This is a genomic window from Planomonospora sp. ID67723 (genome assembly GCF_015711605.1).
GTDB lineage: Bacteria > Actinomycetota > Actinomycetes > Streptosporangiales > Streptosporangiaceae > Planomonospora_A.
On the sequence record NZ_JABTEZ010000001.1, the window covers coordinates 173,404 to 188,334 of the forward strand.

The 14,931-nt window shown below is 72.4% G+C and carries 10 protein-coding genes; 5 read left to right on the plus strand and 5 right to left on the minus strand.

Translation table 11 applies throughout. From position 1 onward, the window contains the following. Positions 1 to 99 precede the first annotated feature (99 nt). Complete coding sequence (locus tag HS041_RS37965; RefSeq protein ID WP_230878374.1) at positions 100 to 2,088, plus strand: serine/threonine-protein kinase; 1,989 nt, start codon at positions 100 to 102, stop codon at positions 2,086 to 2,088. Continuing rightward, positions 2,085 to 3,488 carry an FG-GAP repeat protein gene (locus tag HS041_RS00770; RefSeq protein ID WP_196438597.1) on the plus strand — a complete coding sequence of 468 codons (1,404 nt, stop codon included), beginning with the start codon at positions 2,085 to 2,087 and terminating at the stop codon, positions 3,486 to 3,488. The genes HS041_RS37965 and HS041_RS00770 overlap by 4 nt, the downstream gene beginning before the upstream one ends. Positions 3,489 to 3,491: 3 nt before the next feature. On the opposite strand, the gene HS041_RS00775 is transcribed toward HS041_RS00770, so the two are convergent. The 3 genes from HS041_RS00775 to HS041_RS00785 form a co-directional block, all read right to left on the minus strand. Continuing rightward, positions 3,492 to 4,337 carry a TatD family hydrolase gene (locus HS041_RS00775; protein WP_196440703.1) on the minus strand — a complete coding sequence of 282 codons (846 nt, stop codon included), beginning with the start codon at positions 4,335 to 4,337 and terminating at the stop codon, positions 3,492 to 3,494. Between the two features lie 136 nt (positions 4,338 to 4,473). Continuing rightward, positions 4,474 to 6,261 (minus strand): methionine--tRNA ligase, encoded by a 1,788-nt coding sequence (gene metG / locus HS041_RS00780; RefSeq protein WP_196438598.1) that lies wholly within the window; start codon positions 6,259 to 6,261, stop codon positions 4,474 to 4,476. An 88-nt stretch (positions 6,262 to 6,349) separates the two neighbouring features. Beyond that, entirely contained in the window at positions 6,350 to 7,624 is a 1,275-nt protein-coding gene (locus tag HS041_RS00785; RefSeq protein ID WP_196438599.1) for a glycosyltransferase, read from the minus strand. 167 nt (positions 7,625 to 7,791) lie between these two features. Here HS041_RS00785 and HS041_RS00790 point away from each other — a divergent pair, with 167 nt between their 5' ends. Further along, the gene (locus HS041_RS00790) at positions 7,792 to 9,282 is read left to right on the plus strand and encodes a hypothetical protein (protein ID WP_230878571.1); all 1,491 of its coding nucleotides are present in this window, start codon (positions 7,792 to 7,794) and stop codon (positions 9,280 to 9,282) included. Here HS041_RS00790 and HS041_RS00795 read toward each other — a convergent pair. Next, positions 9,221 to 10,792 carry a dolichyl-phosphate-mannose--protein mannosyltransferase gene (locus tag HS041_RS00795; RefSeq protein WP_196438601.1) on the minus strand — a complete coding sequence of 524 codons (1,572 nt, stop codon included), beginning with the start codon at positions 10,790 to 10,792 and terminating at the stop codon, positions 9,221 to 9,223. The genes HS041_RS00790 and HS041_RS00795 overlap by 62 nt on opposite strands. 21 nt (positions 10,793 to 10,813) lie before the next feature. Beyond that, positions 10,814 to 11,680 (minus strand): 16S rRNA (cytidine(1402)-2'-O)-methyltransferase, encoded by an 867-nt coding sequence (gene rsmI, locus HS041_RS00800; protein WP_196438602.1) that lies wholly within the window; start codon positions 11,678 to 11,680, stop codon positions 10,814 to 10,816. Between the two features lie 273 nt (positions 11,681 to 11,953). Between rsmI and HS041_RS00805 the strand changes: the two genes are divergently transcribed. Continuing rightward, complete coding sequence (locus HS041_RS00805; RefSeq protein ID WP_196440704.1) at positions 11,954 to 13,474, plus strand: dolichyl-phosphate-mannose--protein mannosyltransferase; 1,521 nt, start codon at positions 11,954 to 11,956, stop codon at positions 13,472 to 13,474. A 110-nt stretch (positions 13,475 to 13,584) separates the two neighbouring features. Continuing rightward, positions 13,585 to 14,799 carry a hypothetical protein gene (locus HS041_RS00810; protein WP_196438603.1) on the plus strand — a complete coding sequence of 405 codons (1,215 nt, stop codon included), beginning with the start codon at positions 13,585 to 13,587 and terminating at the stop codon, positions 14,797 to 14,799. Positions 14,800 to 14,931: the final 132 nt, after the last annotated feature.

Consider the following 14,931-nt stretch of genomic DNA (forward strand, 5'->3'; position numbering starts at 1 on the left):
CTCCCCACGACATCCATCAAGTTTCGCGCATCGAACAGGATGCGGCGACGCATCATGAAGACGAGAGGTCCGGTTGTGGATACGGTTACCCCACGGGGGATGGCCGACGAGGAAGGGGAGCTCCCCCGTGAGCAGCACGTGAACCAGCCCGGTGTCGGGGGGCTGCGTGCCGGCGACCCCGAGCAGATAGGGCCCTACCGCCTGCTCGGCCGTCTCGGCGAGGGCGGCATGGGCACCGTCTACATGGCGCTGGCGCCGACCGGCCGGCCGGTGGCGGTCAAGGTGGTCAAGGCGGAGTTCGCCATCGAGGAGGGGTTCGCCGCGCGGTTCCACGCGGAGGTGGACAACGCCCGGCGGGTGGCCTCCTTCTGCACCGCCCAGGTGCTCGACAACGGCAACGCCGGCGACGGCCGGCCGTACATGGTGACCGAGTACATCGCGGGCACCCCTCTCTCCCGCCAGATCGCCGAGCACGGGGCGCTCGAGCCGGGGCCGCTGCACGGCGTCGCGCTCGGCGTGGCCGCCGCGCTGGCCGCGATCCACGTGGCCGGGCTGGTCCACCGCGATCTCAAGCCGGCCAACGTGATCCTGTCGATGTCCGGGCCCCGGGTGATCGACTTCGGCATCGCCCGCGCGCTGGACTCCACCTCCGGCTTCACCAAGTCGGGCGAGGTCCTCGGCAGCCCGGGCTGGTGGGCCCCCGAGCAGGTGCGCGGCCAGGAGATCACTCCGGCGGCCGACGTGTTCGCCTGGGGCTGTCTGGTCGCCTACGCGGGCAACGGCCGTCACCCCTACGGCCGGGGCGACATGATCACCATGGCCACCCGGCTGCTCAACAGCCCGCCCGACCTCGGCGCGCTCCCGGCCCCGCTGAACGACCTGGCCCGCCGTGCCACCACGATGGACCCCTACCAGCGCCCCACCGCCCAGGACCTGCTGATCGCCCTGGTCGGCGGCGGGATCGCGGCCCCGTCCGCCGGCCCGTCCGCGCGGCGCCGGACGGACCCGCCCACCCTGGTCGCCACCGACCTGCTCACCGAGTCGTGGCAGCCCCCGCCCAACGTCGAGCCCGACTCCACCCAGACGCTCGGCGCCATCGACGTGCTCGGCACGGAGGCCGCCACCCCGCCGCCCCCGTACCCCTGGACGCCGGGCTCCCCCGGCTCCGGAGCCGTGACCTCGCCAGGACGGGCCTCCGGGACCGACACCTCACCGGGCCGGACCTCCGCGGCGTCCGGGACCTCCCCGGCGGAGACGTCCGCGCCCGGAACGTCTCCGGGGTCCGGGGGCTCCCCGGCGTCCGGTGCTCCGGCGTCCGGCGCCTCGCCGGTCCGCGGTCAGGCCCTCCGCCCCGAGACCGGTTCCGCCCCTCCCTCCCGGGAAGCCGGAGCAGCAACCCCGAGAGGTGGAGCGGGGGCCCCGCAGTCCGGGCCGGGCAACGGCTCTCCGGCACCGGGCGTCCGGTCCCCGGTCCCCGGTCCCCGGCCGCCGGACCGGGGGACCCTTCCGCCGGGCCGGGAGATCCACTCCCCGGCCCCCGGCCGCCTTCTTCCGGGGGCCGCCGCTCCCGGCCGGGAACGGCGGCGCTGGGTGATCGCCGGGCTGGCCGCGGTGGCGGCGCTGACGGTGACGGGCATCGTGCTGGCCAACATCGGTGACGGAGCCGGGCGGGCGACGCTCCCTCCGGGGGCCTCCGCGCCGGCCGGGACGACCGACGTCGGCCGCCGGATCGCGCTCGGCTCGCCCATCGAGGACCCGCAACTGATCATCCCCCGGCCCCCCGCCTGCGGCCTGACCTCCTACCAGGGCGCCACCCCGAAACGGGGCAGGTTCTGCGTGGTCCGCTGGACTCTGGTCAACACCGGAGGCAAGCTGGTCCCGCTCGGCCGTACCCCGCTCACCCTGGTGGACAGCCAGGGCGCGGCCCACAGCCCCGAACCGCTCGCCCCCGGCCCGCCGAGCGCCCTGGCCCCGGGGGGCAGGGTCGACGGCGTCTTCGTCTACGAGCTGCCCCCGCCGCGCACGCCGGCCCGGCTGACCGGCCGGCTGATCGAGGGCGGCGAGGAGATCGAGGTGCGGCTGTCATGAGGTTCCTGCGCTCTGTCCTCCTCTCGGCGCTCCTCACGGCGGCGCTTCCGGTGCTGCCCGCGGGCGCCGCCCCCGCGGCCCTCACCTCCGCCGTCTCCGCCCCCGACCCCTGCGCCTCGGCGGGCGAGAGCGACTTCGACGGAGACGGGGTCGACGACACCGTGGTCGGCGACCCGTTCGCGGACGCGGCGGACGTCAACGGCGCGGGCACGGTTCACGTGCTGTCCGGCCGGGGCGGCGAGGGGAGGGTCGTGACCGCCGCCGAGCCCGCGGCCGGCGACGGCTTCGGCTGGTCGGTGCGGCTGACCCACGTCGACGGCGACCGCTGCGCCGATCTGCTGGTCGGCGCGCCGTACGCGGACCTGCCGGGCGGGGAGGACGCCGGGGCGGCCTACGTGGTGTACGGCGGGGCTCCGCGCGAACCCGTCCGGCTGACGGCCACCGAGCCGGAGGGCGACGCCCACTTCGGCTGGTCCCTGGCGGCGCGGGGCCCCCTGGTCGCGGTGGGGGCGCCGCACGAGAACGTCGACGGGGTCGCCGACTCCGGCGCGACCTACCTGTTCGAGACCTCCGCCCTCGACCGGCCCTGGAAGATCTCCCAGAGCACCGACGGGGTCACCGGCAACAGCGAGGTCGGGGACATGTTCGGCTGGGCGGTCGAACTGGGCAGGCTGGGCGGGGAGGCAGGCGAGCTCGACCTCGCGATCGGCCTGCCGTACGAGAACGACGACGGGACGGGCGTGCAGGCCGGCGAGGGGAAGCTCGACTCCGGAGCGATCGGCGTCCTGTTCGACGTGCGCGAGAACCGGGATGAGCAGGTCAGCAAGAAGTGGGACCTGCGCGAGATCACCGACGCCGACGCCGGTGACCGGTTCGGCTACGCCCTCGCCTACGGGGAGGACGGGGACACCGGCTACCTGGCCGTGGGCGCGCCGCTCGGCGACGGCGACTCGGTGAAGGACTCCGGCCTGGTCCAGCTCTTCCAGGCCTCCAGCACGGCGGAGATCACCCCGGGGCCCACGTTCGGCCAGGGCCAGGAGGGCAGGGCCGGCGACGGGTACGGCTTCGCGGTGGCCTTCTCCGAGGGCGGCGGACTCCGCCTGGTCGTGGGCGTCCCGTTCCGCGGGGACCAGCGCGGCCGGGTGAGCCTGTTCCCGGTGGGCGGCGCCTCCGGCAAGGCCCGGCTGGTCGACGGGAGCGGTGCCGGCGAGCGCTTCGGCTGGGCGGTGGCCGCCAGCGGGAACAAGATCGTCGTCGGTGCCCCCGACCGGGGGACCTCGGGAGGAGTGACGTTGCTGGGCCGCAACGACGGCGCGGCCGCTCCCGCCGCTCCCGGATCGGGGCAGGTCCCCGCCGTCGACCGCGGCGTCTCGGCCGACTTCGGCGCGGCCACGGGCTGACGGTCACCAGGCGCCGAAGACGGCCTCCCCGTTGGCGCTGATCGCGGCGGTGAGCTCGCCGGCCTCCATGCCCTTGACCTCGGCCAGGCAGCGCACGATCAGCGGGATGAGGTAGGGCGCGTTCGGCTTGCCCCGGTGCGGGACCGGCGGGAGGTAGGGCGCGTCGGTCTCGACCAGGAGCAGCTCCTTGGGCGCCACCTGTGCGGCCTCGCGGAGGTAGCCGGCGTTCTTGTAGGTGACCGGACCGGAGAAGGACATGAAGTAGCCGGCCTCGGCGCACTTCTTGGCCATCTCCGCGTCGCCGGAGTAGCTGTGGAAGACCACCGCGTCGGGCGCGCCCTGCTCGGCGAGCACGCGGAGCACGTCGTCGTGCGCCTCCCGGTCGTGGATGACCAGGGCCTTGCCGGTCCGCTTGGCGATCTCGATGTGCGCCCGGAAGGAGGCGTGCTGGTCGTCCTTGGACGCCCAGTCGCGGTAGTAGTCGAGACCGGTCTCCCCGACCGCCCGGACCTGCGGCTCGCCGGCGAGCTCCTCGATCTCCGCCAGGACCTCGGAGGTCGCGGCGTGCGCCTCGTTGGGGTGGATCGCCACGCCGGCGTAGACGTCGCGGTGGACCCGGGCCACGTCGGCGTTCCACCGCGAGGAGGCCAGGTCGTATCCGATCGTGACCAGCCGGGTCACCCCGACCGCCCGGGACTCCTCGACGATCTTCTCCACGCTCGCCCCGGCCGCCTGCGCGGCCTGCGCCACGGGGTCGCCCGAGGACGCCTGGCGGTTGCCCACCATGATGTCGAGGTGGCAGTGGCTGTCGAACACTTCGCCGGTCAAAGGCTCCGGCGCAACGGGCATCGTGGTCACGCCGCCAAACTTACCGCCAGACGGCCGGCGGGCGTCCTGAGAGCGCACCGCAGGCGAACGTGAGAGCAGATCTCCGCCTCAGCGGAAAGCCGCCCGGGCCCGAAGGGCTCCGGGCGGCTCCGGCGGGTTACTCGCCCAGGCGGGCGAGCTCCTCGTCGACGATCTTGGGGTCGAGCTTGCGGAACAGCGGGGTCGGCGGGGCGAGCGGGGTGCCGCTCTGGATCGGAGTGGACTCCCAGCGGGCGCCGCCCTCGTAGGAGCCGGTGATGACGGGGTAGCTCCGGCCGCCCTCCTCGACCTCCTGCAGCTCCGGCATGCCCGACCAGAGACCGGTGCCGCCGAGCATCGCGTGGATCTTGTTGGAGGAGTTGGGCAGGAACGGGGTGAGCAGGGTCTTGGCGTCGTCGACCACCTGCAGGGCGACGTGCAGGATCGACTTGACCCGCTCGGGGTCGTCCTTGATCTTCCAGGGCTCCTGCTCGGCGAGGTAGCGGTTGGCGTCGCGGACGACGTCGAACGCCTCGGTGACCGCGTTCTTGAACCGGGAGCGGTTCAGCTCGGCGCCCACCGGGCCGAAGGCCGCGCGGGACCTGGCGAGCAGGGCGCGGTCGGCGTCGGTCAGCTCGCCCGCCTCGGGGATGGCCCCGAAGTTCTTGGCGGCCATCGAGATCGAGCGGTTGACCAGGTTGCCCCAGGCCGCCACCAGCTCGCCGTTGTTGCGGTTGAGGAACTCCGACCAGGTGAAGTCGGTGTCCTGGTTCTCCGGCCCGGCCACCGCGATGTAGTAGCGCAGCGCGTCGGCGTCGTAGCGCTCCAGGAAGTCGCGCACGTAGATGACGACCTGGCGGGAGGAGGAGAACTTGCGCCCCTCCATGGTGAGGAACTCGCTGGAGACGACCTCCGAGGGCAGGTTCAGCGCGCCGAGCGAGCCCGGCGTGCCGCCGCGCGCGCCCTGGCCGTTGTAGCCGAGCAGCAGCGCCGGCCAGATCTCCGAGTGGAAGACGATGTTGTCCTTGCCCATGAAGTAGTAGCCGCGGGCCTCGGGGTTCTGCCACCACTGCCGCCAGGCGTCCGGGTCTCCGGAGCGGTGGGCCCACTCGATGGAGGCGCTGAGGTAGCCGATGACCGCGTCGAACCAGACGTAGAGCCGCTTGTTGGCCTGGTCGCTCCAGCCCTCCAGCGGGATCGGCACACCCCAGTCGAGGTCCCGGGTGATCGCCCTGGGGTGCAGGTCTCCGAGCAGGTTGAGGGAGAACTTCAGCACGTTGGGCCGCCACTCGCCCTGCTTGGACTGCAGCCACGTGCCGAGCACCTCGGCGAAGGCGGGCAGGTCGAGCATGAAGTGCTCGGTCTCCACGAAGATCGGCGTCTCGCCGTTGATCCGGCTGACCGGGTTGATCAGTTCGATCGGGTCGAGCTGGTTGCCGCAGTTGTCGCACTGGTCGCCGCGGGCTCCGTCGTAGGAGCAGATCGGGCAGGTGCCCTCGATGTAGCGGTCGGGCAGGGTCCGGCCCGTGGACGGCGAGATCGCGCCCATCGTGGTCTTCGGGAAGATGTAGCCGTTGGCGTGCAGGCCCTTGAAGATCTCCTGCGCCACGGCGTAGTGGTTCTCGGTCGTCGTCCGGGTGAACAGGTCGTAGGAGAGCCCCAGGGCCGTGAGGTCCTCGGCGATCACCCGGTTGTAGCGGTCGGCGACCTCGCGGACGCCCCGGCCCTCCTTGTCGGCCTGCACCTGGATGGGCGTGCCGTGCTCGTCGGTCCCGGAGACCATCAGGACCTTGTTGCCCGCCATCCGCTGGTAGCGGCTGAAGACGTCGGACGGCACGCCGAATCCGGAGACGTGCCCGATGTGGCGGGGGCCGTTGGCGTAGGGCCAGGCGACCGCGGTCAGGATGTGCTGGGACTGCTGGGACATGGCCCTAAGCCTAGTGCCGGTCGCCTGTGAATCTTGTGCCTACCCGCCACACGGCCGAATCCCGCCCGCGAGGCGGACCGATCACGGGTCAGGCGGGGCTGATCTCCCGGCCTTCCGCCTCGTCCTCGCTCTCCCTGGCCTTCGTGCTCTGCCGGCTCTCCCGGGTCACGGCCTCGGCGGCCTCCTCGGCGGCGGAGGCGGCCACGTCGATGAGGGTCTCCTTGGTACGGCGGATGCCGAGGATGCTGATGAACAGCGACGCGAAGATGGTCTGGAAGCTCATGATCAGCGCCGTGGCCGAGGGCACGACGATGCGCAGCGACTCCGACGGGATCAGCGGGCCGAAGCTGCGCGTCTGCCAGTGGACCAGCGAGGCCACCAGACCGCCCAGACCGGCCAGGGCCAGCAGGCCGCCGGCGACCAGGCCCTTCTCCAGGGACACGATGTCGACGAGCTTGCGCACCCGCCTGTCCTCGGGCAGGAAGCCCTCCTCGGCGGCGTACACCTTCGTGAACAGGGCGAACAGCACCGCCTGGAAGCCGATCACCAGCATGGCCGAGGCGCCGACCAGGGTGTCGACGTCGAAGGCGAGCTTGCCGATGTAGACCGGGCCGAAGGTCAGCGCGGTGCCCGCGGCCAGTCCGAGGGTCATCATGACCAGACCGGGGATGAAGAACAGCCAGCGCGGGCTGTAGAGCATCAGGAAGCGCAGGTGGCGCCAGCCGTCCCGCCAGGAGCGCAGGTGCGGCGGACGGGAGCGGCCGTCGGGCGAGAGGGTGGTGGGGACCTCGCGCACGTCCAGCCCGGACAGGGTCGAGCGGACCACCATCTCGCTGGCGAACTCCATGCCGCCGGTCTGCAGGCCCAGCTTCAGGATCGAGTCGCGCCGGAAGCCGCGCAGGCCGCAGTGGAAGTCGCCGATGGCGCTGGGGAAGAACAGCCGGCCGATGAAGGAGAGCACCGGGTTGCCCAGATAGCGGTGGAGCGGGGGCATCGCGCCCGGCGCGATCCCGCCCTTGAACCGGTTGCCCATCACCAGGTCGGCGCCGTCGCGCAGCTGCTCCACGAAGGGCAGCAGCGCGGTGAAGTCGTAGGAGTCGTCGGCGTCGCCCATGATGACGTACGTGCCGCGGGCGGCGCGGATGCCGCCGATGAGGGCGTTGCCGTACCCCTTGGCATCGATGTGCACGACCCGGGCCCCGGCGTCGCGCGCGAGCTGCTGGGAGCCGTCGGTGCTGCCGTTGTCGGCGATCAGCACCTCCCCGTCGATGCCGTGTTCGCGCATGCAGGCCAGGGCCTTGCGCACGCAGGTCTCCACGGTCTCCGCCTCGTTGAGGCAGGGCATGACCACGGTCAGTTCCACGTCTCGAACCCTTCAGTCACAGCACAGGCAATCCCACCATCATGCCCCCTACCTTCAGGTGCCCGCGTCGTCTCGGCCAAACGGCTGGCATTCTGTAATGCATGGTGACCGTCGCGGATCGACCACGCCTGGACACGCCCCCGGCCGGCAGGAGGGCCCGGGTGCTCATGTTCATTCGCCGCCATCGCGTCTTCGCGGCCGTCCTGGCGGCGGCGTTCCTGCTCCGCGTGATCACCATGCTCGGGTACGGCCCGGCGTTGTGGTTCAACGACTCCTACGAATACGTCTCGGGAGCGGTCAACCCCGACCGGCCCAGCGCCCTGCGCCCGAACGGCTACTCCTTCTGGCTCCTGCTGCTGCGCCCCTTCCACAGCTTCAGCCTGGTCGCCTTCACCCAGCACCTGATGGGGCTGGCCGTGGCGGGGCTGATCTACGCGCTGCTGTACGCGCGGTTCCGGCTGCCGGGCTGGGCGGCGACGCTGGCGGCGGTGCCGGTGCTGTTCGACGCCTACCAGATCCAGCTCGAACACATGATCATGTCCGACACCATGTTCATGCTGCTGGTCGTGGGCGTCGTCACACTGGTGCTCTGGCACCGCACGGTCTCCTGGAAGCTGGGCGCGGTGATCGGGCTGCTGCTCGCGCTCACCGCGCTGACCCGCTCGATCGGCCTGCCGATCCTCGTGCTCGTCGCGGTCTACATGCTGGTCAAGCGCGCCGGGTGGAAGCCGATCGCGGCCATGGTGACCGCGTGCGCGCTGCCGGTGGCCGGCTACATGGCCTGGTTCGCCTCGGCGCACGGCCCCTTCGCGATGACCAACAGCGACGGCGCGATCCTCTACATGCGCACCGCGCTGTTCGCCGACTGCAAGAAGATGGGGGTCGACAAGCGCACGGAGCTGGAGCTGGCGCTGCTGTGCATCAGCGACCCGCCGGAACAGCGCCACTTCTCCGGGCAGAAGTACCTGTGGTGGGCGGAGAACGGCCAGCGCTTCCACGCCTTCGGGGTGGGCACCACGTTCACCCCGGAGATGAACCGGACCGCCGGTGATTTCGCCAAGCGGGCCATCCTCTCCCAGCCCGGCGACTACCTCGCGCTCGTGGCCGGCGACTTCTTCCGCGCCTTCCACTGGGGACGGCCGCAGTTCCCGGACGCCAAGACCTACCTGCAGTACGAGTTCCTGCCGGACAAGAAGGTGCTGCCGTCCTGGTCGTCCCCGAAGGGGAGCACCACCGACCGCGACGCGCAGACCTACGATCCGGACCTGCCCACCGCGCTGATCAGCGACAAGCTGAGGGTGATCGGCACCGATCTCCACGACCCGTGGGCCGCCTTCATGCAGGGCTACCAGCGCGTCGCCCGGCTGCCCGGCATCGTGCTCGGCGCCCTGCTCCTGGTCGGCCTGGCCGGAGTGGCGGCGCGCAGGCGCGCGCTGGGCGGGCCGGTGCTGCTGCCGTGGCTGGCCGCCTTCGGCCTCATCCTCGCCCCGGCGGCGACCGCCGAGTTCGACTACCGCTACCTGCTGCCCGCGGTGCCGCTGGCGTGCCTCGCCGCGGCGATCTCACTGCGCCACGGGGTCAGGCTGCCCGGCCGGCTCACCCGGGGCCGACCCACCCCCGCGTCAGCATCCGCCGCCACCACTCTCCGTACGGGATGACCTCCGCGGCGAGCACCGGGTGGAGCCACCAGAAGTTCGCCACCGCGAGCAGGGTCAACGTGCCGACCAGCGCGGCCCCCACCGCCCTGCGGTTGGGCGGGGCGCCGGCCGGGCCGATGACCAGCCCGGCGGCGAGCACGATCGCCAGGATCATGAACGGGATCATCGGGACCGCGTAGAACAGGAACATCGTCCGGTTGTGCGCGATCGCGTAGTAGAACCAGGGCAGCCAGCCCGCGGCGTAGGCCAGCAGCACGGCCCCGGCCCGCCAGTCGCGGACCGCCGCATACCTGACGATCATCGCGATCAGCGCGGCGATGGCGCCGAACCAGATGACCGGGGTGCCGACCCCGAGCACCTCCTGCGCGCACCGGTCGGCACCGCACCCGCTCTGCGGAGTCTCCCAGTGGAACGCCACCGGGCGCAGCAGCAGCGGCCACTGCCAGGGCTCGGACTGGTAGTCGTGCGGGGTCGACAGGCCGTTGTGGAAACCGAGAACCTGCACGTGGTAGGACAGCCACGAGCGGAGCGAGTCGAAGACGAAGAAGACCGGCCCCTGGCTGACGGCCTGCGCCCAGTTGCGCCCCCAGCCCAGGGGCGAGGCGAACCAGCCCGCCCAGGAGATCGTGTAGACGGCGGCGGGCACGAGGGCCGAAGCGAGCAGTGCGGTGGGTGCGTCCTTGTTCAGCGCCCCGGTGTACGGCCTGCGCAGGCCGACGGCGCGCCGGGCGCCGGCGTCCCAGACCAGGGACATGACGGCGAAGGCGAGCAGGAAGAAGACGCCCGACCACTTGACGGCACAGGCCGCGCCCAGCATGGCCCCGGCCGCGATCCGCCACGGGCGCATGCCCAGCCAGGGCCCCTGCTCGCTCGGCGGGGAGGCGACGTACCAGTCGGCGAGGCGGGCGCGGGCACGGTCGCGGTCGACCACCAGGCAGGCGAAGCCGGCCAGCACGAACAGCATCAGGAAGATGTCCAGCAGCGCCGTACGGGAGAGCACGAAGTGCAGTCCCTCAAGGGCCAGCAGCAGTCCGGCCAGGCAGCCCAGCAGGGTGGAGCGGGTCATCCGGCGGGCGGTCCTGGCCAGGATGAGGATCGACAGCACCCCGGCCACCGCCACGGCGAACCGCCAGCCGAAGGGGTTCATGCCGAACAGCTGCTCCCCGCCCGCGATCAGCCACTTGCCCAGCGGCGGATGGGCCACGAACAGCGGGCAGGGATCGGCGTCCGCGGGCGAGCATGTCTCCCAGATACGGGTGTCCCCGGCGACGAGCATGCGGTCGGCGACCGGGTCCTCGGCGCTGCCGAGCGCCTTGCGCTCCACGCCGAAGGTGAGCAGCGCGAAGGCGTCCTTGGCGTAGTAGGTCTCGTCGAACATGACCGCGTGCGGCTGCCCGAGGTTGACGAAGCGCAGGACCGCGCCGAACCCGGCGACCAGGAGCGGGCCGAGCCAGCCCCACAGGACGCTTCCCGGCATGGGCGGCACCAGCCGCTCCCGCGTCGATCCCATTCGGGAAATTATGGTGATAAATCAGCCCCGGTGGACAGCATCATAGAGATCGCGTTTGGGAATGCCCGCGACCTTGGCCACGTCCGCGATCGCCTGCTTCCGCGGCACGCCCGCCTCCGCGCGCCGTTCCACCTCGGCGACCAGATCCTCGATGACCGGCTCCGCCTCGTCCGCGACGTGCCCGCCGACGACGACGGTGATCTCGCCCTTGACGCCCTGGGCGGCCCACTCGGCGAGCTCTCCCAGCCCGCCCCGCCGTACCTCCTCGTAGGTCTTGGTGAGCTCCCGGCAGACCGCGGCGGGGCGGTCGGCCCCGAACGCCTCGGCCATCGCCGCCAGCGCGGCCGCCAGCCGGTGCGGCGCCTCGAAGAAGACCATCGTGCGCTCCTCGGCGGCCAGGGCCGCCAGCCTGCGCGCCCGTTCGCCCGGCTTGCGCGGCGGGAAGCCCTCGAAGCAGAACCGGTCGCTGGGCAGTCCGGAGATCGCCAGCGCGGTGGTGACCGCGGAGGGACCGGGCAGCGAGGTGACCGCGACCCCGGCCCCGACGGCCAGGCGGGTCAGGCGGTAGCCGGGGTCGGAGACGCCGGGCATGCCCGCGTCGGTGATGACCAGCACGGTGTAGCCGGCCAGGAGCACTTCCAGGAGCTCGGCGGCCCGGCCGGTCTCGTTGGCGTCGTAGTAGGAGACGATCCGGCCGCCGATCTCCGCGCCCAGGTCCGCGGCGAGGCGGCGCAGGCGGCGGGTGTCCTCGGCCGCCACCACGTCGGCCGTCTCCAGTGCCCGGCGCAACCGCGGGGAGGCGTCACCCGCCTGCCCGATCGGCGCCCCCGCCAGTATCAGCCTGCCGTTCTCAGTCCCGCTCTCCGTCACCCTTCCATCCTCCCCCATCTCGGGCGGGCCCCGGCGGCGCGGCCACCGCCGTCCGGGACGGGGCCCCCGCCGCGGACGGCGGGCGTCCGGCGCGGACCGCGGACGCCGTCGAGGAGAAACTCCCTAATTAGGACCCCAGGGGCGTTTCCCGGGCGACAGAGGTCGACTGGCCCGTACGATGTCCCGGTGGCCGTGACCGACTTTCCTGACCAGGCGTTCGAGCAGCCGGAGCCCAAGGCGTCCTCGCACAAGGCCGTCACCGACTCCGTGCACGACCGGCTGGTGCCGCCCATGCCGGGAAGCGTCCTGTGGGGCTGGCTCGGCCCGCTCCTGGTCGCCGGGTTCGGCGCGGTCCTGCGCTTCGTCAACCTCGGGCAGCCGCACGCGGTCATGTTCGACGAGACCTACTACGCCAAGGACGCCTTCGCGCAGCTGAACTTCGGGTCCGAGCACAACACGGTCAAGGACGCCGACAAGCTCCTGATGCAGGACAACCTGAACATCTGGCAGCAGTGCGCCCCCGAGGAACTCGACAAGTGCGCCTCCTTCGTCGTGCATCCGCCGCTGGGCAAGTGGCTGATCGCGGGCGGGGAGCAGCTGTTCGGCATGAACCCCTTCGGCTGGCGGTTCGCCGTGGCGGTGGCCGGGGTGCTGTCGATCCTCATCCTGGCCAGGACCGCCCGCCGGATGACCCGCTCCACCCTGCTGGGCTGCCTGGCCGGACTGCTGCTGGCCCTTGAGGGACTGCACTTCGTGCTCTCCCGTACGGCGCTGCTGGACATCTTCCTGATGCTGTTCGTGCTGGCCGGCTTCGCCTGCCTGGTGGTCGACCGCGACCGTGCCCGCGCCCGCCTCGCCGACTGGTACGTCGCCTCCCCGCCGAGCGAGCAGGGGCCCTGGCTGGGCATGCGCCCGTGGCGGATCGCGGCCGGGGCCATGCTGGGCGCGGCCTGTGCCGTCAAGTGGTCGGGCGTCTTCTTCCTGCTCGCCTTCGCCGTCATGTCCCTGGTCTGGGACGCCGGCGCCCGGCGCGCCGTCGGCCTGCGCAGGCCGTACACCGGGGCGCTGAACAAGGACGCACCCACCGCGCTCCTGGCGATGAGCCTGATCCCCGCCGTCACCTACGTCGCCTCCTGGGCGGGCTGGTTCGCCACCCCGAACGGATGGGGGCGCAACTGGGCGCAGGCGACCTCGCAGGGGCCGTTCTTCTTCGTCTTCGACTCGGCCCGCTCGTGGCTGGCCTACCACTTCCAGATCCTCGACTTCCACAACGGCCTGTCGACCCCGCACGCCTACCAGTCCGAGCCCTGGCAGTGGCCGCTGCTGCTGCGCCCGGTGGCGTTCTACTACGAGTCGGTCAAGCCCGGCTGCGGGGACGCCAACGGCTGCTCCCAGGCGGTGCTCGGGGTCGGCACCCCGGTCATCTGGTTCGGCGCCATCGCCGCGCTGATCGCGATGATCGCCTGGTACGTGGCCACCCGCGACTGGCGGGCCGGGGCCGTGCTGCTGGCCTACGCCGCGGGCTGGCTGCCCTGGTTCTACTACGCGATCGCGCACAACCGGACGATGTTCCTGTTCTACGCGGTCCCGATGATCCCGTTCATGATCCTGGCGATCGTGCTCGCCGCCGGGCTGGTCATCGGCCCGGCCGGCGCCCCGCCGCGGCGGCGCATGATCGGGGCGGGGGTCGCGGGGGCGTTCATGCTCCTGGCGCTGGTCAACTTCTGGTGGCTCTACCCGGTGCTCACCGCGGAGAGCATCCCGTACGTGGACTGGCACGCTCGCATGCTCTTCAAGAAGGGCTGGATCTGACCGTTCGCATACGAGCCGCTTAGAGCTGATTTCGTAGGGTAGGCGACGTGCGCGATCCACTACGTCACGTTCATCGTCAGGGCAGGCCGTCATACGGCAGACTGCGGGGCATGCCTGCACCGGACGTGGCTGTGCTCCTGCTCGAGATGGAGCGCTCCGAACCCGACTACGCCGAACACGCCCGGAGCGCGATCGAGTGGCTCACCGGCGGCGAGCCGCTGGAGACGATCACCGAGCTCAACGTGTGCGAGTTCCTGTGGTACACGCTGCCCACCAAGGTGAGCGGCGACCGCCCCGTGATCGCCCACGCGCTGGGAAGACTGCTGCTGCGCGGCGGGCTGGAGCGCTACGCCGCGCTCTGCGTCGCCCCCGTGACCTCGCAGATCCTGCGCACCTACGCCCGCTCCGGTGAGGACGCGGGCCTGGCCGCCTACCAGGCGGCGCTGGACGCCACGGGGGTGCTCCCGCCCGACGTGCCGGAACTGCGGTGGAGCTCCATCATGGGCCCGGAGGAGCTGGGCGCGCACGGCGCCTGCTCAGCCGCGCTGGAGCTCGCCATCGTCTCCGGCGAGCTCGCCCCCGAGTCCTCCGACGACCGCGCGATCCTGACCCGCCACTGGCTCACCACGCCCCGCGCCGAACTGGGCGGGGACAACTGGCTCCACCGGGTGCAGGGCGAGCGGCTGAACCGCTGGGTGCTGGGCCGGGGCACGGCCTGGCGCGAGCTGGCCCAGCCGTTCGAGGTCCGCCTGCACGCTCCGATCCCCGCTCCGGACGGCGACTGCCTGGACGCCCTGCGCCGCGTGCTCCGGCTGGGCCTGCGGCCCGGCGGGATCCCGCTGACGCCGGAGGGCGACCCCGTCCGCCCGGTGCTTTCCGGGGACCGGTGGAGCGACGAGGAGCTGGACGCGGCCCTGGAGGCCGCGCAGGAGATGGAGGCGCTGCACCGCACCGGCCACGCGCTGGCGACCACCGCAGGCGGGCGGCGGCTGCTCGACGACCCGGAACTGCTCTGGGAGGCCGCCACGGCCACGCTGCTGGCGCCGGTGGCCCGGGAGCACGACTTCGGGGCCTCCGCCCGGGAGGTGGCGCTCATGCTGCTGGCGGACGGCCGGCCCGCCGACAGCGAGAGCGTGATCTCCGTGATCGGCTGCGAGGAGTGGCGGCGGCAGGACCTCGACGCCTCCCTGGCCGAGCTGACCCGCCGGCTGGGCGCCTTCGGCCTGCGGTCGGGAGCCGGGCTCACCTCCGTGGGGCGCTCCGCTGCCCTGGCCGCCCTGCGCGGCCACGCCCTGCGCCCCCGCCGGTACGTCAGCATGGGCTGAAGCCGTGCCGCGCCTCTCCGAAGCGGGCCGTACGGCGGGCAGGCCGTACAGTGAGCGGATCACGTGGCGAGCAGGCCGCGCGATCCGCCCGCCGGGAGCGTGCCGCCACCCGCACCGTGGTTTCCCTCTTGT

Excerpts from the sequence above, each read along its gene's own strand:
- HS041_RS00810 (WP_196438603.1), top strand. The coding sequence starts at position 13,585 with ATGCCTGCACCGGACGTGGCTGTGCTCCTGCTCGAGATGGAGCGCTCC.
- HS041_RS37965 (WP_230878374.1), top strand. The coding sequence starts at position 100 with ATGGCCGACGAGGAAGGGGAGCTCCCCCGTGAGCAGCACGTGAACCAG.
- HS041_RS00795 (WP_196438601.1), bottom strand. The coding sequence starts at position 10,792 with ATGGGATCGACGCGGGAGCGGCTGGTGCCGCCCATGCCGGGAAGCGTC.
- metG (WP_196438598.1), bottom strand. The coding sequence starts at position 6,261 with ATGTCCCAGCAGTCCCAGCACATCCTGACCGCGGTCGCCTGGCCCTAC.
- HS041_RS00775 (WP_196440703.1), bottom strand. The coding sequence starts at position 4,337 with ATGCCCGTTGCGCCGGAGCCTTTGACCGGCGAAGTGTTCGACAGCCAC.
- HS041_RS00770 (WP_196438597.1), top strand. The coding sequence starts at position 2,085 with ATGAGGTTCCTGCGCTCTGTCCTCCTCTCGGCGCTCCTCACGGCGGCG.
- HS041_RS00805 (WP_196440704.1), top strand. The coding sequence starts at position 11,954 with ATGCCGGGAAGCGTCCTGTGGGGCTGGCTCGGCCCGCTCCTGGTCGCC.
- HS041_RS00790 (WP_230878571.1), top strand. The coding sequence starts at position 7,792 with ATGTTCATTCGCCGCCATCGCGTCTTCGCGGCCGTCCTGGCGGCGGCG.
- rsmI (WP_196438602.1), bottom strand. The coding sequence starts at position 11,680 with ATGGGGGAGGATGGAAGGGTGACGGAGAGCGGGACTGAGAACGGCAGG.